A 23212-nucleotide genomic window follows, 5' to 3' on the forward strand; every position below is an offset into this window, starting at 1 on the left:
GTCAACAACAGAGGGGGTTTCAGCAGTTTAACTCCAGGCTCTTCCACAGGCTACGGGTTGTGCCCGGCCTCGGCGTCGCTCCCCCCCGACACCTCGCCCGGCCCGTCCGGCCGCGACCCTTCCGGCAGCACACCCCAGGTGTACGTCTCGACGTCCAGGTGATCGCAGACGGCGGTGGTTCCGCCGACGAGCTCCTTGAGCGAGGCGCGCAGCACATCCGTGGTGGCCCGCAGCGGCGGGACCGGGTCGGCGTGGATCGGCACGTGGTAGTGGATCCGCAGGGCTTCCTCGGGAGATCCGGCCAGCGCCTCGTCGAGGTCGTCGGTGGACAGCCCGTTGCGACCCCGGGTCTGGTGCAGGAAGCGCGGCTCGACGTACTGCTCGAGCACCGACCGGTCGGCGGCCGGGTCGTCGGAGGCCAGCGCGGCCGAGATCTGGGTCTTCACGATCGGCACCCCGGCGTCGCGCAGCCGGGCGACCGCGGCCGCCGGGTCCTCCCAGGCGCAGGCCAGGTGGGCGAGGTCGAGGCAGACGCCGAGGCGCTCGGTGTCGGCGTCGCGGAGCAGGTCGGCGGCCTGGGTGGTGTTCTCGATGATGCAACCGGGCTCGGGCTCGAAGGCCACCCGGATGGTGCGGTCGAGGCGGCTCAGCTCGCTGGAGAGGGTGTCCAGGTTGCGGCGGACCGCGTCGTGCATCTCCGTGGTCCAGGGGTCGCGCCAGGCGAACGGCAGGGTGGAGATCGAGCCGCGGGCGGCGTCGTCGGGCATGATCTCGGCGAGGATGCGGGCCAGGTTCAGGGTGTAGGTCAGGCGGGACGGGGTGGTCCAGTCCGGCCCGTACACCGCGCCCTTGACCACGGGTTGCTGGAACGCCGCGTACGGGAAGCCGTTGAGGGTGACCACCTCCAGGCCTCTGCTTCGCAGGGCGGCCTTGAGACGTTTGGGCGTCTCCTTCTTCGCGGCCGCCGGCGCGGCGATCCACAGCCCCAGGCCGAGGGTGTCCGTCCCGAGCTGTTCCCGGATGGGCACCGCATAGGTGTCCAGCTGGGCGATGATGCCGTCGAGGTCCTCGGCGGCGTGCACGTTGGTGCAGTAGGACAGGTGCACGGTCTGCCCGTCACGGTGCCGGAAGCGCATCAGCTGCCCCCGCGCAGGATCGAGCTGCCCTCGAAGGTGGCTTCGGGCTTGCTCTCCTCCAGGTCGAGTTTCCCGGACTGGCTGTAGAACTCGACCGGATTGCGCCACAGGACGCGGTCGACGTCGTCCTCGGTGAAGCCGGCCGCGAGCATCGCCTCGGCGGTCGCCACGGTCAGCAACGGATCCGACTTCCCCCAGTCGGCGGCCGAGTTGACCAGGACCCGCTCCGGACCGTGCTCCTTGAGGATCTCCACCATCCGCGGCGGCGACATCTTCGTCTCGGGGTAGATGGAGAAGCCCATCCAGCTGCCGCTGTCCTTCACGATGCCGACGGTGACCTCGTTGAGGTGGTCGACCAGCACCTTTCCGGGCTCGATGCCGGACTCCTTGACCACGTCCAGGGTGCGCCGGGTGCCGGCCGCCTTGTCCCGGTGCGGGGTGTGCACCAGCGCCGGGAGCTCGTGCGCGATGGCCAGCTCCAGCTGCGCGGCGAACACCTCGTCCTCGACCGGGGTCATCGCGTCGTAGCCGATCTCGCCGACCGCGACCACGCCGTCCTTCTCCAGGTAGCGCGGCATCAGGTCGAGCACCGCCCGGCAGCGCGGATCGTTGGCCTCCTTGGGGTTCAGCGCGATCGTGGCGTGGTGCCGGATGCCGTACTGCGCCGCCCGGAACGGCTCCCAGCCGACCAGCGAGTCGAAGTAGTCGGCGAACGAGCCCGGGTTGGTGCGGGGCTGGCCGAGCCAGAAGGCGGGTTCCACGACGGCCTTCACGCCGTGCGCCGCCATCGCCGCGTAGTCGTCGGTGGTCCGCGAGGTCATGTGAATGTGCGGGTCGAAGATCCTCATGGCTTCTCCAGGCTGTTCAGCAGAGCGCTTGCGTCGTCGGACATGTCACGGCCGGCCGCCGCGCGTTCGTCGGCGAGACCACGGAGCATGGCCCCCAGCTCGGCGTCCTTGCGTTCGTCGAGGTCGGCGACCACCTTCAGCGGAATCCCCATGAACACGCACTTGATGACGCCCTGCCGCCAGGTCGCGGCGTCCAGGTGCCGGGCGTAGGGACCGAGTGCGGCGGCGACCAGCCTGGTGTCGTTGGTTCTGAGCGCGTCCAGCAGGAGTGGGACGCCGGCATCGTCGATCTTCATCAATGACAGGGCCTTGAGGATCGCCAGCTTCTCGTTCGCGTCACCGTGCTGGTAGAGGTCCGTTGCCATGTCCGGCCGCGTGGCCAGGAGCAGCGCCCGTGCGGCCTGGCCGGCGGTCCAATCTCCGTGGACGGGACTGCGGCCGAGCTTTCGCTCGGCCCGCGCGAACAGGGTCTCCAGGGCGTCCGGCTCGGCGCGCACGCGGGCCTCGGCTTCGGTCAGCCATTCCTGCCCGGGTACGCCCGTGAGAGCGTCCCGGAGGTCGTCGAGTGTCATCGTCCCTCCGCTTTCCGCAGGAACTCCAGTGACTTGCGGGCGATCTCGGGCGCCGCGTGCGAGTGCCGTGGCAGCTCGACCGCGACCAGCCCGCGATAGTTCTTCAGCGCGTCGAGCACCGGCGGGAAGTCGATCTCACCCGTGCCGAACTCGAGGTGCTCGTGCACACCCCGGCGCATGTCGTCGATCTGCACGTTGACCAGGTGCTCCTCGACCGCGGCCACGCACTGCGGCACGTCCATCGGTTCCAGCGCCCGGCAGTGTCCGATGTCGAGGGTCATCCGGAAGAGATCCGGGGCGCCGAGGTCGTCGCGGAGCCGGTGCCAGTCCGCGATGTCCTGCACGAGCATGCCGGGCTCGGGCTCGAAACCGATCGGGATGGTCGCGCTCCCCAGCACCTCGGCGACGCCGTCGACCAGGCGCTTCCAGGCGGTGTCCGCGTCCACCTCGGGCGGGCGCACCCCGGCCCAGAACGAGACCGCCTCGGCGCCGAGGTCCTCGGCGATGGCGTTGGCGCGCTCGAGGAAGTCGATCCGCTTGGCGCGCTCGTCGTGCAGGAAGGTCGGGGCGTGCTTGTGCCACGGGTCGAGCAGGTAGCGGGCGCCGGTCTCGACGACCACGGCCAGGTTGTGCTCGCGCAGCAGGTCGGCCGCGGTGGTGACCTGGTGGGCGGCGTCCTTGGCGTAGGGGTCGACGTGGTCGTGGTCGAGGGTCAGGGCGACGCCTTCGTAGCCGAGGTCGGCGATCACCCGCAGGGCGTCGGGGAGGCGGTGGTTGGCGAAGCCGTTGGTGCCGTAGCCGAACCTCAGGCCGGTCATGTCGGGGAGACCTTCCTGGCCAGGGCGCCGGCGAGCGGGGCCGCGGCGGCCACGGCGAGGCCGGCGACTGTCGCGCCGGAGCGGGCGGTGAGGGCGCCCTGCAGCGACGGGAGGGAGGTGATGCCGGCGCCTACCGCGGCGCGCACTCTCGGCGCGGCGGGGTCGCGGAGGATCGCGGCCTGGGCGCGGCCGTATTTGACGGCGTAGCCCGTGGCAAGAACGGCGGCCCACGGTGAGCGGGCGGCCACCGCCGCCGTCAACGCCGCCGTCGCGGCCAGCGTCGTGACGGCCAGCTTCGGCTCGGCGCCCGACACCTCCCGCCGTGACAACGCTGTCACCGTATAGGTGTGCAGGCCCACCGCCAGCGCCGACGGCACCGCGCGCCGCATGGATCCCGACCCGCTGGCCCCGAGCAACACGTCCAGCGAACGGCACAACGCCATCCCGGCCGGTCCGGCCGCGGTGTTCTTCAACCGCACGTCATAGACCCAGACCGCGGCGGCCAGCGGCCCGGCCACGGCGAGCGCCCGGCGCCCGCCGACGGCAGCCGCGATGCCCAGCCCGGCGGCGGTGAGCCCGGCCGCGATGCCGAAGGCCGCCCGTGGCGAGATCCGCCCGGACGGGATCGGCCGCTCCGGCCGTTCCACCGCGTCCAGCGACCGGTCGGCCCAGTCGTTGGCGGCCATCCCGGCCCAGTAGAGACAGACCGACGAACAGGCCAGCCCCGCCGTGGAAAGACCCAGGGCGCCCGCCGCGCCGGCCCCGGCGACCACATCCCCCGGCACCGACAACGCGGCCGGCGCCCGGGTCAGCTGGATCAGGTCGCGGAGCTTCACAGCGACGCCACCAGCCCGCGCAGCAGCGCCCACTGCTCGGCCAGCGCCGAGGGGCCGTCGCCGATCGGATCCTTGAAGAAGAAGCCGAGCTCCGGCAGCGGCCCGACCCGGCCCGAGCGCTGCGCCGCCGCGACCAGCCGGGAGAGGTCGAGCACCAGTGGCGCGGCGAGTGCCGAGTCGCAGCCGTGCCAGGTGAACTCGACGCGCATGCCCGTACCCAGGAAGCCCTGGAAGGTGACCAGGTCCCAGGCGGTCTTGAAGTCGCCGATCTCCTCGACGTAGTCGATCCGGCTGGTGCCGGACGGCTCGTAGCCGAGGGCGTCGCCGAGCACCCGCTGCTTGCTGGCCACCTTGGCGGCGTTGGCCGCCGGGTCGGCCAGGTTGGCGCCGTCGCCGCCGCCCAGCAGGTTGAGCCCGGACCAGCTGCGCACCTTCAGGTTGCGCATCGCGAACATCGGCGCCAGCACCGACTTCACCAGCGTCTCGCCGGTCTTGCCGTCGTTGCCCGCATAGACCACGCCCTGCGAGCGGGCGAAAGCGTCCAGGAACGGCAGCCGCGCGCCGGTCGACGGGGTGAAGTCGACGAACGGGCAGCCCGCCGAGAACGCCGCGTACGCCGCGAGTGAGCTGCCCGGCAGCGAGCCGAGCGCAGCGTCGGACGAACCGAAGATCGGCTCGGTGGTGGACACGTTGAGCACCACGACGACGTCCAGCTCGTGCCGCTCCTGGAAGGAGACGAGGTCCGCGGCGATCGCCGCCGCGGTCTCCTGCTGCGTGGACAGCGCGGGCAGCGGCCGCAGGTTCTCCTCGTGCGCGGTGAGCTCGTCGGTGAGCGCCGCGACCAGCCGCAGCGGCAGCACCCCGGCGGCGGCCAGCGCCTCGGCCTTCTTCAGCACCGGCGTGCACACGATGTCGTGCCCGCCGATCACCAGGTCGGTCCAGGCGGGCAGCGCCGGGCTGCGCAGCGGCGGCAGCTCGGTGACGCAGCCGGTGGTGTCGGTCAGCCGGGCCTTGAGGGCGAGCGCGCCCACGGTGGCGGTGACCGCCACCGAGCCGCGCGCCCCGATCAGCCAGATTCCGGTACGCATGAGCACTCCCGCGGTGTCGCTCTTTTACCTGGTGTAGACAGTCAGCGCGGCCATGTTGTCGTGGCTCTGCTCGGCGATCCGCAGGCTCTTCCCCGGGTCGGCCGAGCCGCCGAGCTGGGCGTCGTCCATCTCGTAGTTGGCGTGGTGATGGTCCGGCAGCCCGATGGTCTGGAAGAACTGCTGGAAGTTGATGTCGCCCTCGCCGAAGGGCGTCTCGTGGTAGCCGTCCGCGGTGTGGTCGCCGTCCTTGGCGTGGAACAGCGGGAACCGCCGGGCCCGGTTGGCCACGGTGAGGATCGGGTCGAAGACGTCGGTGCGCACCCGGCCGGCCGACGTGGTGTACGTGCGGAACCGGTGCTGGGCCAGGTAGGCCCAGAGGATGTCCATCTCCAGGTAGACCAGCGCCGGGTCGGTCTTCGCCATGAAGTACTCGAGCTTGCGGATGCCGGTCGAGCGGGTCGGCCGGCCCTGCGCGTCGAACGGCCCGGCGTCGAGCAGGAAGTCGTACGCCGAGTCGTGGTTGTGCGTGTAGAGCTTCAGCCCGCGGGCGGTGGCCCGGGCGCCCATCGCGTTCCACTCGTCCGCGGCGCGGTCCCAGTCGGCCTGGTAGCGGCTGCCCGACGGGTCGCCGCCGGTGCCAATGTGCGCCATCCCGAGGGTCTGCGCGATGTCCATCTCGGCGTCCAGCGACCCGGGGTTGATGTTCGTGTGGGTGCCGTTCGCGACGAGGCCGTTGTCGTCCAGGGCCTTGCGGATCTCAGCCGGCGTGATCTGCCGCCCGAGGATCTGGGTGCTCTGCGTGTATCCCGCGAACTCGACCTCCCGGTAGCCCATCTCGGCGAGACTCGCGAGAACGCGCTCGAAGCCGTAGGGCACACCGCTGTTGTCCGGTGGGGCCTGGATGCGGTCCCGCACGCTGTAGAGGATGATGCCGCGGTTCGCCGGGGGGATCAGCGGCTCGGCGCGGAGGCGAGCCTCGCCGATGGCCGGGCGGGCGGTCTGCAGGATCGGGAGTCCGGCGGCGCCTAAAGCGGCGGCGGCAGCACCCGCCGTGGCGAGCAGGCTGCGACGCCGGAGACCGGACTTACGCTGGGGTTCGTCCATTTTCGCGCACCTTCCATGGTGGCTCCAACAGGGACCGAAGCAAACGCGATGTATCGACCGTGTTACATGGCGAGACGCTACTTTGGGCCTCCGCGAAAAGAAAGACTGTCGATCGACAAAGTTCTTGATGTGCGGAGAGAAGTTCCTTCGCACGAGACAAAAGTTTCCGTACGGCCGAGACGGCGGCTAGGTTCAGGGATGGCGACGGGAGGCGTGATGATCGACGTGCTCGCCGGCCGGCTTCGCGCCGTCCTGGGCTCCGACCGGGTGATCAGCGACCGGCAGCGGCTGCGGACGTACGAATGTGACGGCCTGGCGCACTACAAGGTGATCCCGGCTCTGGTCGTGCTGCCGCACACCGCCGAGGAGTGCGCCGCGGTGGTCCGCGCGTGCGTCGCCGCGAACGTCCCGTGGGTGGCCCGCGGTTCCGGCACCGGGCTCTCCGGCGGCGCCCTGCCGCACGCCGACGGGGTGCTGGTGGTGACCTCGCAGATGCGCTCGATCCTGAAGGTCTCCCCCGGCGACGAGCGGGCCGTCGTGCAGCCCGGCGTCATCAACCTGGACGTCTCCAAGGCCGCCCGCCCGCACGGCTATTACTACGCGCCGGACCCGTCCAGCCAGCAGATCTGCTCGATCGGCGGCAACGTGGCGGAGAACTCGGGCGGCGCGCACTGCCTGAAATACGGCTTCACCACCAACCACGTGATCGGCGCGCAGGTGGTCACCCCGGACGGCGACCTGGTCCGGCTGGGCGGCCCGGCGCCGGATGCTCCCGGGTACGACCTGCTGGGCGCGTTCGTGGGTTCCGAGGGGACGCTCGGGCTGGCCACCGAGGTCACGGTTCGCCTGGTCCGGCTGCCGGCGGTGGTGCGTACCCTGCTTGCCGGTTTTGGATCGACCGATCAAGCCGGCGCCGCCACCTCGGCGATCATCGCCGCCGGGGTGGTGCCGGCGGCGATCGAGATGATGGACGCGCTGGCCATCGAGGCGGCCGAGGCGGCGGTGTCGTGCGGCTATCCGGAGGGCGCCGGGGCGGTGCTGGTGGTCGAGCTGGACGGGCCCGAGGCCGAGGTCGAGGCGCAGTTCGACCAGGTGGTGCGGCTGTGCGAGGAGAGCGGCGCGACCGAGCTGCGGGTCGCCGCCGACGACACCGAGCGGGCGCTGATCTGGAAGGGGCGCAAGTCGGCGTTCGCCGCGGTCGGCCGGATCAGCCCGGACTACATCGTGCAGGACGGCGTGATCCCGCGGACCGCGCTGCCCGAGGTGCTGCGCCGGATCAACGCGATCGCGTCGGCGAACGGCGTGCGGGTGGCGAACGTCTTCCACGCCGGCGACGGCAACCTGCACCCACTGGTGCTCTTCGACGACGCGGTGGACGGCGAGGCCGAGCGCGCCGAGGACGTGTCCGGCGCGATCATCGACCTGTGCATCGAGTTCGGCGGCTCGATCACCGGCGAGCACGGCGTCGGCATGGACAAGAGCAAGTACATGCCGAAGATGTTCTCCGCCGACGACCTGGACACGATGCAGCTGGTCCGGTGCGCGTTCGACCCGCAGGGGCTGGCCAATCCCGGCAAGGTGTTCCCGACGCCGCGGTTGTGCGGTGAGGTGCCCGGCCGGCACAAGGGCGCGCACCCGTTGCAGGAGGCCGGAATCGCGGAGGTCTTCTGATGGGCGTCCTCGACGACCTGACCCGGCCCGCGGCCGAGGCCGACGCGGTCGGCGGCGTGCGCGCCACCCGGGTCGCGTCCCCGTCCAGCACCGAGGAGGCGGCCGCCCTGGTCACGGCGTCCCGCGGCATGGCGGTGGTGGTGCGCGGCGCCGGCACCAAGCTCGACTGGGGCCTGCCGCCGGCCCGGCTCGACCTGATCATCGACACCACCCGGCTGACCGGGGTGGTCGAGCACGCGGCCGGCGACCTGATCACCGTGCTCCGGGCCGGCACTCCGCTGGACTCGCTCGACCTGGCCGGCCAGCAACTCGCCCTGGAGTCGCCGATCCGCGGCGGCACGGTCGGCGGCACGGTCGCGACCAACGTCAGCGGTCCCCGGCGCACGCTCTACGGCACGGCCCGCGACCTGCTGATCGGCATGACGGTGGTCCGGCCCGACGGGAAGGTCGCCCATGCGGGCGGCAAGGTCGTCAAGAACGTCGCCGGGTACGACCTGGGCAAGCTGTTCACCGGCTCGTACGGCACGCTGGGCCTGATCACCGAATGCGTCTTCCGGCTGCACCCGCGCCCGGCCGCGACGACCGTGGTGACGGCGACCGCGCCTGATCCCGCGGCGGCCGGCGCGCTGGTGGCGTCGGTGCTGGGCGCGCAGGTGGTGGCGTCCGCGATCGAGGTCGACGCGCCGCCGTCCGGTGACATCTCGGTGGCCGTCATGGTCGAGGGCACCGAGACCGGCGTCCGCGACCGCGCCGAGATGCTGGCCAAGCTGCTCGGCCCGACCGCCACCGCCGGCCTGCCGCCCTGGTGGGGCACCTACCCGTGGTCGCCCGGCGGAATCGGCGTGAAGCTGACCGCGCCTCTGTCGCGTGTGCCGGACCTGCTGGCCGCCGCCCGCGCGGCCGGCGGCGGCGGCGTGACCGTCCGCGGATCCGCCGGCTCGGGGGTCCTCTACGCGGCCCTTTGCTCTGCTTCCTCTGAGGAAGCACGCAGCTCCACCACCGCCGCTTCCTCTGGGGAAGCAGAGCAAAGCGCCGCCCGCCCAACCCCCCACTCCGCTTCCTCTCGGGAAGCAGAGCAAAGCGCCGCCCGCCCAACCCCCCACTCCGCTTCCTCTCGGGAAGCAGAGCAAAGCGCCGCGGAAGCGGCGCGGGTTGTGGAGGCGCTTCGGGGCGCGGCGACGCTGGCCGGTGGGCACGCGGTGGTGCTGACCGCGCCGGCCGAGGTGCGGGAGATCGTGGACATGTGGGGGCCGGTCGGCGGGCTCGCGCTGATGCGGCGGGTCAAGGAGCAGTTCGATCCGGAGAACAGGTTCGCGCCGGGGCGCTTTGTGGGAGGCATCTGATGGCCGACGTCGACGCCACCTGGGGCAGCGCGGACGTGCCGCGCGACGTGCTCGGGCCGGTTCGCGCCTTCGACGACGACCGGCCGCCGCGCGCGGAGCTGGTCTCCGACTGCGTGCACTGCGGGTTCTGTCTGACCACCTGCCCGACCTATGTGCTGTGGGGCGAGGAGATGGACTCGCCGCGCGGGCGGATCCACCTGATCGGGCAGGGACTCAGCGGCGAGCCGTTGAGCGACTCGATGGTCGAGCATTTCGACAACTGCCTGGGCTGCATGTCCTGCGTGACCGCGTGCCCGTCCGGTGTGCAGTACGACCGGCTGATCGAGGACACCCGCGGGCAGGTCGAGCGGCGGCACCGGCGCAGCCCCAAGGACCGGGCGCTGCGGGCGGCGATCTTCGCGCTGTTCCCCTATCCGAAGCGGTTGCGGCTGCTGCGCGGGCCGCTGCGGGCCTATCAGGCGTCGGGACTGCAGCGGCTGGTCGCGCGCACCGGGCTGCTGGACCGGCTGGCGCCCACGCTGGCCACGCTGGAGTCGCTCGCGCCCCGGCTGCGCGGCGTGCCGCGGCCGCCGGCGCTGGTCCGGGCGCGCAGCCCGCGCCGGGCGGTGGTCGGCATGCTGACCGGGTGCGTGCAGAGCGCGTTCTTCCCGGACGTGAACTCGGCGACCGTGCGGATCCTGGCGGCCGAGGGCTGCGACGTGGTGCTGCCGTCCGGGCAGGGCTGCTGCGGCGCGCTCAGCGTGCACAACGGGCGCACCGCGGAGGCCCAGGGCTTCGCGCGGCGGCTGATCGACGCGTTCGAGGACGCCGGCATGGACTGGTTCGTGGTGAACGCGGCCGGGTGCGGTTCCTCGCTCAAGGAATACGGGGAACTGCTGGCCGACGATCCCGCGTACGCCGGGAAGGCCGAGGTTTTCGCGAGCAAGGTGCGGGACCTCTCCGAGCTGCTGGTCGAGCTGGGACCGGTGGCCACCCGGCATCCGCTGCCGGTGACCGTGGCCTATCACGACGCCTGCCACCTCGGGCACGCCCAGGGGGTGCGGGCCCAGCCGCGCGCCCTGCTGAACGGCATCCCGGGCCTGGAGCTGCGCGAGATCAAGGATCCGGAGATCTGCTGCGGTTCGGCCGGGGTGTGGAACGTGCTCAACCCCGGCCCGGCCGCCGAGCTGGGCGATCGCAAGGCCCGCGACGTGCTGGCCACCGGCGCCGAGCTGCTGGTCACCGCGAACCCGGGCTGCCTGATGCAGGTGGCGGCGGCGGTCCGGCGGCAGGGTGGCAGCGTCGCGCTGGCACACACCGCCCAGGTGCTGGACGCGTCGATCCGGAACCTCGGCACGGAGCAGCTCACCAGATCAGGTCGGTGATCCCCGCACAAAAAGCGCCCGCTCGCCGAGGTCAGCTCGGGACGCGCATCTCACCCAACTCCGACCAGTCCTGCTGATCGACAGTGACGCTGACGATCCGGGGCGTCTCGGCCAGGTGCGGCGGCAGGTCCTGCTGAGCCTGCTTGAAGTGCGCGGAGCCGACGTGGGCGCCACCCGCGTCACCGTCGCGGAAGGCCTCGACCAGCACGTACTCGTTCGGGTCGTCGAGGCTGCGGGACCAGTCGAACCACAGGCAGCCGGCTTCGGCCCGGGTGGCGCGGGTGAACGGGCCGGCGATCTCCGGCCAGGCCTCCGCGTCCTCGGGCTTGATCCGGAACTTCGCGGTAATGAAGATCATCAGTGTCTCCCTCTGCAATCGCGTGCAATGCTTCCGGCCTGTGACGTCCCGGCTCATGCTGGCGGCATGGGACAGACGGGCTTGTTGCAATCGGTGGAGCGGGCGATGCGGGTCCTCGACCACATTGCCGCGGCGCCCGGCCCGGTGCCGGCGAAGGCCGTCGCCCAGGCCCTCGGTCTGGCCCTCCCCACCACCTACCACCTGCTGACGACGCTGGTCAACGGCGGCTATCTGGTTCACCTGCCCGAGGACAAGGCGTACGCCCTCGGGCACCGCGTCGACGACCTGGCCCGCGGGCTGCACCGGCAGATCGCGGTGCCACCGGAGATCCAGCGCGTCGCCGCGGTCACCCACCGCGAGGCGGGCGCGGCGGCCTACTACGCGACGCTGCGGGACACCGAGATGATCGTCGCGCACGTCGCCGAGTGTCCCGCCCACCCCCGGATCCGCCTCCTCGACGTCGGCTTCCACCAGGCGCCGCACGCCACCGCGTTCGGCAAGCTGATGCTGGCCCGGCTCGACCCGGGCGACGCCGCGGAGGTGCTCGACCACACCGGCACGCCGTCGCTCACCGCGACCACGGTCACCGACCGCCGGCTGTTGCGCCGCCAGCTCGACCAGGTGCGCACCACCGGGCTGGCGGTCGAGGTGGACGAGTTCCAGTCCGACCTGAGCTGCATGGCCGCGCCGGTCACGGACGCGGCCGGCCGGTTCGTCGGGTCGGTGGCGATCTCGATGCTCACGAAGCTGCTCCGCGAACGCCGGTGGGAGGTCGAGCGGGCGGTCCGGCTCGGCGCGGTCCGCGCCACCCGAGCGGTGGCATTGGCCACCGCGGCCCGTCGCGGCTGAAGATCAAGATCAGCGGTCAGACCGCTGCCCGCTCCAGGCCGTAGCGGGTCTCCAGCAGGCCTCGGCAGAAGCCCGCGTTGCCCTCGATGCTGACCCGGACCGTCCGGGCGAAACGCAACCAGCCCGGCAGCCGATCCTCGCGCAGCGGCGTCCCGTCGTCGTCGCACAGCGCGAACGCGCTCGACACGCCCAGCCGTGAGCGCCGCCGCAGCACCCCGGCCATCTCGGCCGGCGCCAGCGACTTCCCGTCGGCGACGCTCACCCCGGCCAGCCCGCCGGCTGCGGCGCCGGCCGCGACCAGTGCCCGCGCCAGGCGATCCTGCGCCGCCATGTGCGCCTTGCGCTCGAAGACGGCCCGCAGCTCGGCCAGGTCCGGATCCATGGCGCCAGGTTCGAGCGTGGCGGAGAAGTCACTCACCGCCGCCACCCCCGCGTTGATCTCGGCACTGACGAAGTGCTCCAGCAGGATGACGTCCACCCTGGTCACGCCCGGGAGCGCGGCCAGGGCGTCGCGGGCGTCGGCCACCATCAGCCACGCGAAGTTCGGCGCGCAGAAATACGTCGGGAGGCGCAGTTCCGTGCGTACCGAAGAATCGTCGTTGATCTGGAGCGCAGCGACGAAGCCGAGATCGGTGATCGGGCGATCGAGCTCGGGGTCGCGCACCCCGCCGAGCGCCGACCAGGCCTCGTCATGGCGGATCATGCCGTTGCCGCCTCGGGCTCCGGCGTCGAGCCGACGGCCTGCGACTCGGATTCCACCGGGCTCTCGAATTCGCCGGGCACCTTGATGTCATAGAGGCGGGCCGCGTTCAGGCCGAGGATCTTCTTCTTCTGGTTGACGCTGATCGTGCCGTATTCGCCCTGCATGTCCTCCGGGATCTGCATGTCGACGAACCGCTCGACGAGCCATTTCGGCTGCCAGATCGCATAGTCGCTGCCGAACAGGATGCGGTCCTCGCCGATCCAGTAGAGCAGTTCGCCGATGATCTGCGCGAAATAGCGCGGCCGGCTGTGGATGAACGGCATCGCCACGGCCAGGCCGCCGTAGACGTTGGGTTCCTGCGTCGCGATCCAGCAGAAGTCCTCGAGCCGCGGCAGGCCGACGTGTTCGACGATGAACCGCAGTTCCGGGAAGGCGGTGGCGGCGTCGTCCACATCGGCCACGTCGAACGCGTCCCGGTTCATCGGATAGACGGTCGGGCCCTTGTGCACGTGAATGTTCCTGATCCCGAGCGCCTGGCACTTCTCCAGATACCGGTACGCCCACGGGTCGGACAGTTTCCAGCCCTTGGAATCGCCCTTCCACTCGGCGGTGTAGACCTTGACGCCCTTGAGCTGCCAGCGCTCGTGCAGCCGCTCGAGCGTCTCCAGGCCCTGCTCACCGTCGCGCGGGTCGAACCGGCCGTTGACGATGAACCGGCCCGGGTGCCGCTCGGCCATCTCGCCGTTCTGCTCGGTGGTGTTGAATCCGTTGACGTACCAGTCGGTCAGATACGTCGACTGCAGGATCGCCAGGTCGTCGTAGCCGATCTCGAACAGGTCGTGGATCATCCGCTCCTCGGGGTAGCGCTCGAACTCCTCGAGCGTCCACTTGTACTCCGCCGGCGACAGGTTGGCGTGGTAGTCGTAGAAGCACTTGATGAAGCCCTCGCCGTACCGGTTGATCTGATTGGCCGGGCTGCCGTCCCAGAAATGGGTGTGGCCGTCGACGATGAAGTAGCTGTTGCCGTCCTTGCGATACATTTTCTTCTCCCTAGGGCACGAGAATTCCGCGGCCCTGGAGCCGGCCGGCTTCCAGGTCGTCCATCGCCTCGTTGACCGCGGTCAAGGGGTAGGTCCTCGTGTGCAGCGTGACCTTTCCCTGCGCGGCGAGGGTCATCAGTTCGTCGAGATCGTTGTAGGAACCGACCAGATTGCCGATGATGTTGCGTTCGGTGGAGATCAGGTCGATGGTCGGGATGTTGATCGTGCCGCCGTAACCGATCACGAAATAGCTGCCGGCCCGCCGGGTCAGCGCGAGCCCCTGCTGTTCGGCGCCCGATTCGCCGACGAAGTCCAGCACCACGTGCGCCTCGCCGACCTCCGACGTGTCGGCCACGGTGCGGTGCGCGCCCAGTTCGGACGCCAGCGCCCGCGCCTTCTCGTTGGGGTCGACCACGATCACGGTCGTCGCCGTCATCGCGACCAGGCACTGGATGCCGATGTGCCCGAGGCCGCCCGCCCCGATCACGACGCACGTCGTCCCCGGATGGAGCAAGGGCACGGCTTTGCGTACGGCGTGATAGGCGGTCAAGCCCGCGTCGGCGAGCGCGGCCACCGCCGCCGGTTCCAGTCCCGCGGCGAGCTTGACCACCGAGCGGGCGTTGGTGAGCAGCAGCTCGGCCATCCCGCCGTCGGTGTCGATGCCGGGGAACCTCGAGTTCTCGCAGTGCACGTCGTCACCCGAGCGGCAGGCCCGGCACAGCCCGCAGGTGACCAGCGGGTGCAGGATGACCGCGTCGCCGGGCGCCACGTTGGTGACGGCGCTGCCGACCTCGCGCACCCACCCGGCGTTCTCGTGGCCGATCACATAGGGCAGCTGGACGCCGGACTTGTCGGCCCACTGGCCCTCGACGATGTGCAGGTCGGTGCGGCACAACCCGGCGGCGCCAACCTGCACCAGCACGTCGAGCGGGCCGGTGACCCGCGGTTCGGGGATCTCGTCCAGGGACGGCCGCTTGCCGTAGGCGTGGACGCGGACAGCTTTCATCGGATTCGGCTCCCTCGCTCGGTCCTGTCCCGGACTCTGCGGGCCGGTGGGCGCCGGTTCCAAGGGTCAGTTCAAATCCTGATAACGGGCATCCTTCGGGGGCCCGGATCCGTATCTGCAGGCATGGAAGAACCCACCGCGGAACTGCCCATCGTCGGCGCGCCGGTCGACCTGCACTCGCCACGGGTGCGGCTGTTGCTGTTCGCCGGGATGGCGGTGGCGCTGGTCGTGGTCGGCGGCCTGGTGGTGGCGTCCCTCGGCTCCTCGACCAGCTCCTCGTCCGGCTCGTCGGCGCCGGCGGCGGCCACGGCGGCCGTCGAGGTGGTCGGCGCGAGCCGGGCGGTGACCGTGCGGACCGAGGACCTGAGTGGCGAGCTCTATCGGGTGCGGCCGGCCGGGAAGGCCACCCGGGACGGGCGCCGGATCCGGCTCGAGGTCGGCAGCGGGCCGGTGGAGCTGGTGCTGGCGACCGGCGTGATCTGGGATCTCGGGCTGCTGGGCTCGGCCGAGAAGCGGACCGTCAACCTGGCCGGCGGGCGGTTCCGCACGGTCACGCTCGGCGGCGGCGCCACCCATCTGGACCTGCGACTGCCCCGGCCGGACGGGACGCTCGCGGTGACGGTGACCGGCGGGGTGAACACGCTCGACGTGCACACCGCGGGCCGGGAGCCGGTGCGGGTGCGGGTTGGCAGCGGCGCCGGGCAGGTGGTGCTGGCCGGGGAGAACCACGGTGGCGTCGGCGCGGGCCGGGTCTTCACCCCGGACAGCTGGGCCGGCGCGGGCGACCGCATCGACTTCGACGCGGCCGCGGGCATGGCCCACCTGACGGTTTCCGCGACCTAGCCTTCGCACTCACCCTCGAGCGGCGGTTCCGGCGCTGAGTGCGGCGTACGGGTTGAGGGTGCCCCAGCGGGCGAGCTCGCGCTCCAGCCAGCGTGGCGCGACCACCGTCATCTGGCCGGACCGGACGGCCGCGCCCAGCGTGATCTCCCCCGCATACCACCTGATCAGGGCGACCAGGCCGGCCTCCACCTCGCCGTCGACCCGGTGGCCCGGCGACTGCGCGCACACCTCGTTGCCGTCCGCGGACAGCACCAGCCAGTAGCGGTCCGGCGGCCGGTGCCCGGCGATGTGGAACATCACCACGGTTCGCGACCGGTCCAGCGTGGCCGGGTCGATCAGCCGGGCGAGCATCCACAGCGCCAGGTAGGGGTCCTGGTCCTCGGGCCGGGCGGTGCGCCAGCGCGCGCCCCACGCGCCGAGTTGCAGGCAGACCTCGGCCAGCTCGCGTCCGCTGGTGGTGAGGGTCCAGCCGCGGGCTTCGCGCCGCACCACACCGGCCCGTTCGAGGGTGCGCAGGCGCTGGGTGAGGACGCTGCGGGAAAGGCCGGGCGCACCGTCCAGGATGGCGGTGAACCGCTCGCAGCCCAGGTGCAGGTTGCGGATGATGATCGGCGTCCACCGCTCGGCGAACACCTCGGCCGCCAGTGCGACCGGGCAGTATTGCCCGTACCCCTGCATGGCTCTCAGCGTGCGCCTCCACGCGGGCGCGGGGAAGTGCGGTTTTCGAACTTCCGGCGGCAACCGGCGCGGTGCAGGATGGAGGCCATGACCTATTCGCTGGCCGCGGAAGAGGCCGCCTTCTACGAGTCGACCTTCGTGCCCGCGCTGTTCCGGCCGTGGGCGGAGCGTCTCGTCACCCTGCTCGCGCCCGGCGATCGCGTGCTGGACGTCGCGTGCGGCACCGGTGTCGTGGCGCGTGCCGCGACCGAGGTCACCGGCCGTCCGGCGGTCGGCCTCGACCGCACCGAGGCCATGCTGGCGATCGCCCGGCGGCAGAACCCAGACCTTTCCTGGCGTACGGGCGACGCGCACGACCTGCCGTTCGAGGACGGCTCCTTCGACTGGGCGCTGAGCCAGGCGGCCCTGATGTTCTTCGCCGAACCGGTGACCGTGCTGCGCGAGATGGGCCGGGTGGCGGCCCGCGTCGGCATCCAGGTGCCCGGCCGGCTCACGCACAGCCCGGCCTATCTCGCGCTGGCCGAGGTGCTGGAGGCGCACGCGGGACCCGCGGCACGCGCGACGCTGGCCGGCTATTTCGCGGCCGGCGACCCGGACGAGCTGCGCGACCGGTGCGCCGCCGCCGGACTGATCGTCGAGACGTTCGAGACCTGGACCGGCGCCACCCGGATGGCGTCGATGGAGTTGTTTCTGGAGGCCGAGTTGCTGCCGATGGCCGGGGACGCGGTCACGCCGGCCATGACGGCGGCGGCCCGCACCGCGCTGGCGCCGTTCACCGCCTCCGACGGCTCGGTGCGCGCTCCGATCGAGGTGCAGCTGCTCAGCGCGAGACGCGGCGCGGACGGCCGATCACCGGCATAATCTTGTCCCGTGGCGAACTGGGAGTACGCGCGGCTGGAGTACAGGGCGGCCGGGACGTTCGGAGCGGACAAGTTCATGGACTGGACGGCGACGTTCCATCATCCCGGCGGGGTGCTGCGCTGGGGCACCGACGAGCGGTTCGACGACCTGCGGCACCTGAACCGTGCGGGGGCGGCGGGCTGGCAGGCCTATGACCGGGCCGCCATCCACGTGATCAACGAGCCGCACCGGCTGGCGTCCGTCACCTACTCGATGCGCCGCAGACTGCCCGCCGCGGCCTGACGGGTCGATCTCCCGACAGTATCTCCGCGCACCCCCACCGCTCCTCTTCTGCAGGACGCGGCCGAGGGGGACGCGTCCCGCCGGCCGCCCGTTCGCGGGCGGCCGGTGTGCACTCGGCCTGACCGCGGCGATCCGGCCGATCGGGGCGTGCCGTCCGCGCTGATGTCCGGGGTGTCCCGGGCCGCACCGGCCCGGGACACCCTTGCGAGATCAGCTGCCGAACACCTGGAATTCGGCGGCGACGACCTGGGTGGCCGCCGGCGCCGCGGAGGTGGAGCAGTCGGTGCTGCTGCGCGGATCGTTGTCCTGCTCACCGGCGTACAGCGGGTTGCCCGTGCACTGGTTCGTCAGGGTGCGGAACCGCACGTGGGTGGCGTTGCCCGGGCGCACCGAGAACGACTTGATCACCAGCTCCGGAGACTTGGGCCGGAACTGGCCGGTGCTGAACGCGTTCGCCGGGCTGGTGTAGGCCACCCGGAACCCGGCGTCCGTGGCGCAGTCCTGACCCGCCGCGGCGTTGCAGGTGAGCACCTCGAACTGGCGCACCGCGGCCATCTGGCCGGCGAAGCCGCTGACCTGGACGCGGGAGACCAGAGACGGGGCGGTGCCGGGCAGGTCGACGGTCACGGTCTTTCCGGGTACGCCGCCGGTGCCGACCCACGAGGTGCCCTCGACGTCGTCGATCAGGTTGGGCAGGTTGTTGCCGTCCCCGGTGGCGGTCGCGCCCGCGGTGGACGAGGCCAGGTTGGCCGGCATCACCGCGGTCACCGCCGTGGTCACGCCCGCGTAGACGGGCTGGGTGAACTTCTTGTGGCCCAGGCCCTTGCCGACGGCCAGGAACTTGTAGGTGCCCGGGACCACGGTGAAGGTGTCCGGGATGGCGGTGGCCGGGTCGGTGTCGGCCACCGGGACCGAGCCGAACTCGTAGTCGCCGATGTAGAGGCGGGCCGCCTTGCCCGCGCCCGCACCGGCCGGCTTGAAGGTCAGCTCGACATTTTCCGCGGCCGGCGACGCGAAGCTCGCCACCGGGTCGATGTCGGACGGGCCGCTGGACGCGCCGGCGCCCATGCCGCGGACCGCGAACGCGTTCCACAGCAGGTCGGCGTTGGCGCCGTCGAACCGCAGCGCGTCCGCCGTGATCATGTTGTCGCGCATGTCCAGCATGCTGATCTGGCCGGTCGCGGCGAGCAGGAACGAGTCGAACACCAGCTGCGCCCAGCGCCGGTTGCCCGGGCACTCGGTGGCCGCGGTCTGACCGGCCGCGCAGCTCTCCTGCAGGGCGCGGGTGCCCGAGCCGTACCTGGCCAGGAAGTTGCGGCGCACGTCGAAGTTCGTCGCGCTCCAGATCTCCCCGTCGGCGTGCACGGCGGGCCCGCGGTCATATCCGAAGTTGGAGTAGTTGAGCGGGCTGTTGCTCATGTCGTAGTTGCGGATGCCGGTGGCCAGGTCCCCGGTCACGTAGGCGCCGGTCACGTAGGGCGTGTTGCCGCGCGGCACGTAGCCCGACTCGAACAGGTACTCCATGGCGAGCAGGTCGGACCAGCTCTCGCCCATCGAGCCGCCCTGCTGCGAGCTGATGTTGGAGTCCGGCCCGGCGATCATGCGGTTGCTGATCGCGTGGGTGTACTCGTGCCCGATCACGGTCATGTCGTAGTCGCCGTCGACGCACGGCGGGTAGGCCGCGCCGGCCACCGGCTGCCACATGTACATGTTGGAGACCGGGGTCATGCCGTCCGGCGGGCTCGCCTGGTTGGCGTTGTTGCGGGTGGTCTGGGTGTTGGCGCCCTGCTGCGCGTTGCCGCGCTCGGCGTCACCACCCTTGCCGTACGGGCCGGTGTTGGTCTTCTGCAGGTTCCAGGTGGCCTCGGTGAAGCCCAGGTTGTAGGACCAGTCGTGCATCCGGTTGTGCATCGCGAACAGGTTGGCCGTGGCCGCGTCGACGTCAGCCTGCTGCGGGGACGCGAGGGTGGCCGGATCGCACTTGCTGGTGTTCCACTGGTTCGTGAACGGGTAGGTGTATTCCCGCGTCGGGCTGGGCGTGGCGGGCACCTGCGGCGACGTGGCGTCCCAGAACCGCACCGTGTCGGCCGAGTTGCCGCGGGTGGTCTGGCTGGTGGCGCCGGTCGCCGGGTCGATGTCCCAGGCCTGGCCGGTCGCCGGGTCGAGGACCACGCGCGAGCATTCGGGCGCGGCCGCGGCACACCAGGTCGCCCGGGAGTCCGCGCCGGTCGTCGGGGTGCTGACGAAGACCTTCCAGTGCGGGTTGTCCTCGGCGAAGTTCACCAGGTTCTCGCGAACCAGGACCTTTCCGGTGCGCGCGTCCACGTACGTGGTGTAGCCGTGCTCGGCGTTCGCGGCCAGCAGGACCACCTCGTAGGCGGTGCGGGCGGTGGCGCCGGGCATCGGCACGGCGACCTTGCGGACCCGGTGGTCGGCGAGGTCCTTGCGGGTCAGCCGGGCGTCCTTGACGGCGGCGGTGACCGCCTCGGTCGCGGTGAGGGTGGCCGGCTCGGGTGCGGCCACCTCCGGGCTGATGGTGGAGCTGACCGACAGCACGTCGCCGGCCTTGACCGCGACCGCGACCAGGCCGTCGTGCGCGGCGGGGAGCCCGCCGAAGCGCTGCCGCAGCAGCACCACGTGGCCCTTGCCGACCGGGGTGGAGGCGACGGTCTCGAGCGCGTCGACGTTGCGGGCGTCCAGCGCGAACGCCCCGCGGCTCTGCTTCAGATATTGCCTGGCCGCGGTCACCGGGTCGGCCGAAAGGCCGGTGGCGAGCGTGCCGATCATGGAGGCCGGCGTGCCGAACTTGTTGTAGCGGGTGGCGCCCGCGGTCCGGGTGCGGGGAGCGACCGCGCCGGGACGGTTGTCGACGAAGGCGTACTCGTCACCGACGGCCTCGCCGGTGAGCGGGGTGCCGGTGGGAGCGGCCGGGGCGGCCGTGGCCTGCAAGGGAGAGGTGGCGATCAGGGTCGTCGAGGCGAGGAGCCCGGCGACCAGGGCGGTACGTGTGCGTCTGTGCACGCATGCCTCCTGGGAGTGCGGACCCGAAGGATCTCTTCAGGACAGACGGAGGTTACCTAATGTATTTGCATGTATTGATGTCCGGCCGTCAGCAATTCCCGGGCGTTTAGGCTTGGCGGGTGAAAGAGCTGGCCCGGAGGGTTGCCGACGACGTTCTCTTTCCGGCGGCCGGGGCGGTCGACCGGGCCGACCGGGTGCCGGCGAGTCATCTCGACCTGTTCGCGGACTCGGGGTTCTACGGGCCGGCCACCGGAGACGATCTGCCCGCGGTGGTGGAGCTGCTGGCCAGCGGGTGCCTGGCGACGACGTTCGTGTGGATCCAGCACCTGTCGCCGCTGTTCACGGCACTGTCGGCGTCCTCACCCTGGGCCGGGCCGCTGTCCACGGGCGAGAAGCGGGCCGGCATCGCGTACGCCGGGTTGGCTCCTGGGTCTGATCTTGAAGTGATCGACGGTTGTCTGACCGGGCACGTGCCGTGGGTGACCGGCTGGGATCTCATCGACTTCGTGCAGGTGGCGGTGCGTGAGGGCGATCTGATCCGGTACTACCTGCTGGACGCGGCGGCCGGGCCGACGCTGCAGGCCGAGATCCAGGAGCTGGTGGCCGTGCAGGCGAGCCGCACGGTGTCGCTGACCTTCGCGGAGCATCCGCTGCCGCCGTCCCGCCTCGTGGCGACCGAGGAATATGAGCCGTGGGCGGCCAAGAATGCGTCCAGCGCCGCGTTGAACGGATGTCTGTCGCTCGGGTTGGTGCGGCGGGCGTCTCTGCTGCTCGAGTCATCGGTCTTTGACGCCTCGGCGGACGAATGCCGTTCGATGCTCTTTTCGGACACTGCTGTCGGACGCGCTGCGGCGTCCGAGCTGGCTTGGCGGGCCGCGGGGGCGGTGCTGACGCAGGCCGGGAGTCGCGGGATCAAGGCCGGGGAGACCGCGCAGCGGCTGGTGCGGGAGGCGGCGTTCCTGCTCGTGTTCGGCTCCCGGCCGGCGATCAAGGCCGAGCTGTACCGCAGAATGACGTCATGACCCGCGAGACCGGCATCAAGGTGATCGCCTCGAACAAGAAGGCCCGCCACGACTACGCGATCCTGAAGACCTATGAGGCCGGGCTGGTGCTGTCCGGCACGGAGGTCAAGTCGCTGCGCGCGGGCTACTGCTCACTGCGGGACGCGTTCGCCGGCGAGCACGAGGGTGAGCTGCTGCTCTACGGCCTGCACATCGCCGAGTACGGCTTCGGAAGCTGGACGAACCACGCTCCGCGGCGCACCCGCAAGCTGCTGCTGCACCGGGTGGAGATCGACCGGATCCGGGCCCGGCTGCGCGACGAGCACGGGCTGACCATGGTGCCGTTGTCGCTCTACTTCTCCGAGGGCTGGGCCAAGGTCGAGCTGGCGCTGGCCCGCGGGCTCAAGTCGTATGACAAGCGTCAGGCCCTGGCCACCCGCGAAGCGCAACGGGAGATCGCCCGGCAGATGGGCCGGCACCTGAAGGGCCGGCCCTCCGGCCGCTAGATTCCCGCATCCTCGCAGAGCTCGGCGTACTTGCCCTTGCAGACCTGGGCCCGGTCGGCGAACCCGGCCTCGATCACGCGGTTGATGTTCGCCTTGGTGATCGCCACCGGGTTCAGCTTGACGAACGGGACGTAGGCGCCCGACTCGACGTCCTTCTGCTGCGCGGGCGCGGTCGGCGACTCACCGTTGTAGAGCGCGATGGCGAGCTTCGCGGCCTCTTCCGCCTCGGGCTTGATCTCCTTGTAGACGGTCATGCACTGATCGCCGGTGAGGATGTTCTGCAAGCCCTGCACGGTGGCGTCCTGGCCGGTCACCGGGACCTTGCCGTTGAGGCCCTTCTTCTTCAGCACGCCGATCACCGCGTTCGCCAGGCCGTCGTTCGCGGCCACCACGGCCCTGATCTTCGGCTGCTGCTTCAGCATCTGCTCGAAGATCACGCCGGCCTCCTCGTTCACCCAGTCCGGCACCGACTGGTCCGGGCCCTTGGTGTACTTCGCGGCGTCGTACTTCGGCTGCAGGATCGAGTCGTACCCGCCCTTGAAGTCGGTGGCGTTGTTGTCCGTGGGCGAGCCGTTGAGCTCGGCGACGACCGGGTTCACGTAGCCCTTCGCCCGGATGCACTTCTCCAGCTCCTGGCCCTGCAGGACGCCGACCTGGAAGTTGTCGAAGCTGACGTAGTAGTTGGCGCCGCCGTTGAGCGTCAGCCGGTCGTAGTCGATGGTCTTGATGCCGGCCGCCTTCGCCTTGTCCAGCACCACCTTGCCGGACGGCGAGTCCAGGTTCACGATCATCAGCACCTTGACGCCGCTCGAGATCATGCTGTCGGCGATCTGGACGAAACGGGCCTTGTCGCCCTCGGCGTTCTGGATGTCGACTGGCACACCGGCGGCGTCGAAGGCTTCCTTGAGGAAGCGCGGGTCGTCGCTCGCCCATCGCTGGGAGGATTTGGTGTCGGGCAGGATGATGCCGACCTTGCCCTGCCCGGTGGACTTGGTGTTGCCACCGTTATTACCGTTTCCCGAGGCCTGATCGCCGTCGTCGGTGCAGGCGGACAGGCCGCCCGTGGCCAGCAGTCCGAACACGGCGAGCGACGCCATTGCCTTGCGCATGTGCGGGGGTCCTCTCGGGGTCCTCTAGGGGGGATCGAGGCTGCAGGGAGGGTGGCGGGCCCTCGGTGCGGGTCCAAGATACGTCCTGCGGGGCCTCCCGTAACCAGGCGAGACCCTCTCACATCCATTTCGTAGCCGAAAAGTCGATCCGTCCTCACGTTGCGCACCTGCGTAC

The 23212-nt window shown here is 71.1% G+C and carries 23 protein-coding genes; 9 read left to right on the plus strand and 14 right to left on the minus strand.

The window, feature by feature from the left end; all coding sequences use genetic code 11:
• Window positions 1-50: 50 nt before the first annotated feature.
• From eboE to ACZ6TI_RS16335, 7 genes are read right to left on the minus strand one after another with little or no spacing between them, the layout of a single operon-like run.
• Complete coding sequence (gene eboE, locus ACZ6TI_RS16305; RefSeq protein ID WP_465345850.1) at window positions 51-1136, minus strand: metabolite traffic protein EboE; 1086 nt, start codon at window positions 1134-1136, stop codon at window positions 51-53.
• Window positions 1136-1984 carry a TatD family hydrolase gene (locus tag ACZ6TI_RS16310; RefSeq protein ID WP_465345851.1) on the minus strand — a complete coding sequence of 283 codons (849 nt, stop codon included), beginning with the start codon at window positions 1982-1984 and terminating at the stop codon, window positions 1136-1138. Before ACZ6TI_RS16310 ends, eboE begins: the two co-directional genes overlap by 1 nt.
• Window positions 1981-2556 carry an EboA domain-containing protein gene (locus tag ACZ6TI_RS16315; protein WP_465345852.1) on the minus strand — a complete coding sequence of 192 codons (576 nt, stop codon included), beginning with the start codon at window positions 2554-2556 and terminating at the stop codon, window positions 1981-1983. Before ACZ6TI_RS16315 ends, ACZ6TI_RS16310 begins: the two co-directional genes overlap by 4 nt.
• Window positions 2553-3374, minus strand: coding sequence for a sugar phosphate isomerase/epimerase family protein (locus ACZ6TI_RS16320; protein ID WP_465345853.1), 822 nt, complete (start codon window positions 3372-3374; stop codon window positions 2553-2555). The genes ACZ6TI_RS16315 and ACZ6TI_RS16320 overlap by 4 nt, the downstream gene beginning before the upstream one ends.
• Complete coding sequence (locus ACZ6TI_RS16325; RefSeq protein WP_465345854.1) at window positions 3371-4210, minus strand: SCO3242 family prenyltransferase; 840 nt, start codon at window positions 4208-4210, stop codon at window positions 3371-3373. The genes ACZ6TI_RS16320 and ACZ6TI_RS16325 overlap by 4 nt, the downstream gene beginning before the upstream one ends.
• Window positions 4207-5298: an inositol-3-phosphate synthase gene (locus ACZ6TI_RS16330; protein WP_465345855.1), complete on the minus strand. Its 1092-nt coding sequence runs from the start codon at window positions 5296-5298 to the stop codon at window positions 4207-4209. The genes ACZ6TI_RS16325 and ACZ6TI_RS16330 overlap by 4 nt, the downstream gene beginning before the upstream one ends.
• Window positions 5299-5322: 24 nt before the next feature.
• Window positions 5323-6402 carry a sugar phosphate isomerase/epimerase family protein gene (locus ACZ6TI_RS16335; protein ID WP_465345856.1) on the minus strand — a complete coding sequence of 360 codons (1080 nt, stop codon included), beginning with the start codon at window positions 6400-6402 and terminating at the stop codon, window positions 5323-5325.
• 198 nt (window positions 6403-6600) lie between these two features.
• Here ACZ6TI_RS16335 and ACZ6TI_RS16340 point away from each other — a divergent pair, with 198 nt between their 5' ends.
• The 3 genes from ACZ6TI_RS16340 to ACZ6TI_RS16350 are packed head-to-tail and all read left to right on the plus strand — an operon-like array spanning window position 6601 to window position 10780.
• Window positions 6601-8073 carry an FAD-linked oxidase C-terminal domain-containing protein gene (locus ACZ6TI_RS16340; RefSeq protein ID WP_465345857.1) on the plus strand — a complete coding sequence of 491 codons (1473 nt, stop codon included), beginning with the start codon at window positions 6601-6603 and terminating at the stop codon, window positions 8071-8073.
• Window positions 8073-9416, plus strand: coding sequence for an FAD-binding oxidoreductase (locus ACZ6TI_RS16345; RefSeq protein WP_465345858.1), 1344 nt, complete (start codon window positions 8073-8075; stop codon window positions 9414-9416). Before ACZ6TI_RS16340 ends, ACZ6TI_RS16345 begins: the two co-directional genes overlap by 1 nt.
• Window positions 9416-10780, plus strand: a complete 1365-nt coding sequence (locus tag ACZ6TI_RS16350) for a (Fe-S)-binding protein (protein WP_465345859.1) — start codon at window positions 9416-9418, stop codon at window positions 10778-10780. The genes ACZ6TI_RS16345 and ACZ6TI_RS16350 overlap by 1 nt, the downstream gene beginning before the upstream one ends.
• Window positions 10781-10811: 31 nt before the next feature.
• Here ACZ6TI_RS16350 and ACZ6TI_RS16355 read toward each other — a convergent pair whose 3' ends face one another.
• A complete protein-coding gene (locus ACZ6TI_RS16355; protein WP_465345860.1) occupies window positions 10812-11138 on the minus strand; it encodes a putative quinol monooxygenase in 327 nt (108 codons plus the stop codon).
• 66 nt (window positions 11139-11204) lie between these two features.
• Here ACZ6TI_RS16355 and ACZ6TI_RS16360 point away from each other — a divergent pair, with 66 nt between their 5' ends.
• On the plus strand, window positions 11205-11987 hold the full coding sequence (locus ACZ6TI_RS16360; protein WP_465345861.1) for an IclR family transcriptional regulator: 783 nt from the start codon (window positions 11205-11207) through the stop codon (window positions 11985-11987).
• Window positions 11988-12003: 16 nt separating this feature from the next.
• Here the strand turns inward: ACZ6TI_RS16360 and ACZ6TI_RS16365 are convergent, their stop codons facing one another.
• The 3 genes from ACZ6TI_RS16365 to ACZ6TI_RS16375 are packed head-to-tail and all read right to left on the minus strand — an operon-like array spanning window position 12004 to window position 14736.
• Window positions 12004-12690, minus strand: coding sequence for an iron-sulfur cluster assembly protein (locus ACZ6TI_RS16365; protein WP_465345862.1), 687 nt, complete (start codon window positions 12688-12690; stop codon window positions 12004-12006).
• Entirely contained in the window at window positions 12687-13730 is a 1044-nt protein-coding gene (locus ACZ6TI_RS16370) for an amidohydrolase family protein (protein WP_465345863.1), read from the minus strand. Before ACZ6TI_RS16370 ends, ACZ6TI_RS16365 begins: the two co-directional genes overlap by 4 nt.
• A gap of 10 nt (window positions 13731-13740) precedes the next feature.
• A complete protein-coding gene (locus tag ACZ6TI_RS16375; RefSeq protein ID WP_465345864.1) occupies window positions 13741-14736 on the minus strand; it encodes an NAD(P)-dependent alcohol dehydrogenase in 996 nt (331 codons plus the stop codon).
• A 123-nt stretch (window positions 14737-14859) separates the two neighbouring features.
• Here ACZ6TI_RS16375 and ACZ6TI_RS16380 point away from each other — a divergent pair, with 123 nt between their 5' ends.
• Window positions 14860-15579: a hypothetical protein gene (locus ACZ6TI_RS16380; protein WP_465345865.1), complete on the plus strand. Its 720-nt coding sequence runs from the start codon at window positions 14860-14862 to the stop codon at window positions 15577-15579.
• A gap of 9 nt (window positions 15580-15588) precedes the next feature.
• Here the strand turns inward: ACZ6TI_RS16380 and ACZ6TI_RS16385 are convergent, their stop codons facing one another.
• On the minus strand, window positions 15589-16257 hold the full coding sequence (locus ACZ6TI_RS16385; RefSeq protein ID WP_465345866.1) for a winged helix-turn-helix transcriptional regulator: 669 nt from the start codon (window positions 16255-16257) through the stop codon (window positions 15589-15591).
• Window positions 16258-16344: 87 nt separating this feature from the next.
• Between ACZ6TI_RS16385 and ACZ6TI_RS16390 the strand changes: the two genes are divergently transcribed.
• Together ACZ6TI_RS16390 and ACZ6TI_RS16395 are read left to right on the plus strand one after the other, a co-directional pair.
• A complete protein-coding gene (locus tag ACZ6TI_RS16390) occupies window positions 16345-17118 on the plus strand; it encodes a class I SAM-dependent methyltransferase (protein ID WP_465345867.1) in 774 nt (257 codons plus the stop codon).
• A gap of 9 nt (window positions 17119-17127) precedes the next feature.
• Window positions 17128-17400: a hypothetical protein gene (locus ACZ6TI_RS16395; RefSeq protein ID WP_465345868.1), complete on the plus strand. Its 273-nt coding sequence runs from the start codon at window positions 17128-17130 to the stop codon at window positions 17398-17400.
• Between the two features lie 210 nt (window positions 17401-17610).
• Here ACZ6TI_RS16395 and ACZ6TI_RS16400 read toward each other — a convergent pair whose 3' ends face one another.
• The gene (locus ACZ6TI_RS16400) at window positions 17611-20421 is read right to left on the minus strand and encodes a M36 family metallopeptidase (RefSeq protein WP_465345869.1); all 2811 of its coding nucleotides are present in this window, start codon (window positions 20419-20421) and stop codon (window positions 17611-17613) included.
• A 119-nt stretch (window positions 20422-20540) separates the two neighbouring features.
• Between ACZ6TI_RS16400 and ACZ6TI_RS16405 the strand changes: the two genes are divergently transcribed.
• Window positions 20541-21443: an acyl-CoA dehydrogenase family protein gene (locus ACZ6TI_RS16405; protein WP_465345870.1), complete on the plus strand. Its 903-nt coding sequence runs from the start codon at window positions 20541-20543 to the stop codon at window positions 21441-21443.
• On the plus strand, window positions 21440-21928 hold the full coding sequence (gene smpB / locus ACZ6TI_RS16410) for an SsrA-binding protein SmpB (protein WP_465345871.1): 489 nt from the start codon (window positions 21440-21442) through the stop codon (window positions 21926-21928). Before ACZ6TI_RS16405 ends, smpB begins: the two co-directional genes overlap by 4 nt.
• Here the strand turns inward: smpB and ACZ6TI_RS16415 are convergent.
• Window positions 21925-23037: a sugar ABC transporter substrate-binding protein gene (locus ACZ6TI_RS16415; protein WP_465345872.1), complete on the minus strand. Its 1113-nt coding sequence runs from the start codon at window positions 23035-23037 to the stop codon at window positions 21925-21927. The two genes, smpB and ACZ6TI_RS16415, sit on opposite strands and share 4 nt — an antisense overlap.
• Window positions 23038-23212 lie beyond the last annotated feature (175 nt).

It is taken from the genome of Actinoplanes sp. NPDC051388 (assembly GCF_055586225.1).

Bases quoted from the DNA above. Each gene is read 5' to 3' on its own strand.
- eboE (WP_465345850.1), bottom strand. From the start codon at position 1,136: ATGCGCTTCCGGCACCGTGACGGGCAGACCGTGCACCTGTCCTACTGC.
- ACZ6TI_RS16310 (WP_465345851.1), bottom strand. From the start codon at position 1,984: ATGAGGATCTTCGACCCGCACATTCACATGACCTCGCGGACCACCGAC.
- ACZ6TI_RS16315 (WP_465345852.1), bottom strand. From the start codon at position 2,556: ATGACACTCGACGACCTCCGGGACGCTCTCACGGGCGTACCCGGGCAG.
- ACZ6TI_RS16320 (WP_465345853.1), bottom strand. From the start codon at position 3,374: ATGACCGGCCTGAGGTTCGGCTACGGCACCAACGGCTTCGCCAACCAC.
- ACZ6TI_RS16330 (WP_465345855.1), bottom strand. From the start codon at position 5,298: ATGCGTACCGGAATCTGGCTGATCGGGGCGCGCGGCTCGGTGGCGGTC.
- ACZ6TI_RS16335 (WP_465345856.1), bottom strand. From the start codon at position 6,402: ATGGACGAACCCCAGCGTAAGTCCGGTCTCCGGCGTCGCAGCCTGCTC.
- ACZ6TI_RS16340 (WP_465345857.1), top strand. From the start codon at position 6,601: ATGGCGACGGGAGGCGTGATGATCGACGTGCTCGCCGGCCGGCTTCGC.
- ACZ6TI_RS16345 (WP_465345858.1), top strand. From the start codon at position 8,073: ATGGGCGTCCTCGACGACCTGACCCGGCCCGCGGCCGAGGCCGACGCG.
- ACZ6TI_RS16350 (WP_465345859.1), top strand. From the start codon at position 9,416: ATGGCCGACGTCGACGCCACCTGGGGCAGCGCGGACGTGCCGCGCGAC.
- ACZ6TI_RS16355 (WP_465345860.1), bottom strand. From the start codon at position 11,138: ATGATCTTCATTACCGCGAAGTTCCGGATCAAGCCCGAGGACGCGGAG.
- ACZ6TI_RS16360 (WP_465345861.1), top strand. From the start codon at position 11,205: ATGGGACAGACGGGCTTGTTGCAATCGGTGGAGCGGGCGATGCGGGTC.
- ACZ6TI_RS16365 (WP_465345862.1), bottom strand. From the start codon at position 12,690: ATGATCCGCCATGACGAGGCCTGGTCGGCGCTCGGCGGGGTGCGCGAC.
- ACZ6TI_RS16370 (WP_465345863.1), bottom strand. From the start codon at position 13,730: ATGTATCGCAAGGACGGCAACAGCTACTTCATCGTCGACGGCCACACC.
- ACZ6TI_RS16375 (WP_465345864.1), bottom strand. From the start codon at position 14,736: ATGAAAGCTGTCCGCGTCCACGCCTACGGCAAGCGGCCGTCCCTGGAC.
- ACZ6TI_RS16380 (WP_465345865.1), top strand. From the start codon at position 14,860: ATGGAAGAACCCACCGCGGAACTGCCCATCGTCGGCGCGCCGGTCGAC.
- ACZ6TI_RS16385 (WP_465345866.1), bottom strand. From the start codon at position 16,257: ATGCAGGGGTACGGGCAATACTGCCCGGTCGCACTGGCGGCCGAGGTG.
- ACZ6TI_RS16390 (WP_465345867.1), top strand. From the start codon at position 16,345: ATGACCTATTCGCTGGCCGCGGAAGAGGCCGCCTTCTACGAGTCGACC.
- smpB (WP_465345871.1), top strand. From the start codon at position 21,440: ATGACCCGCGAGACCGGCATCAAGGTGATCGCCTCGAACAAGAAGGCC.
- ACZ6TI_RS16415 (WP_465345872.1), bottom strand. From the start codon at position 23,037: ATGCGCAAGGCAATGGCGTCGCTCGCCGTGTTCGGACTGCTGGCCACG.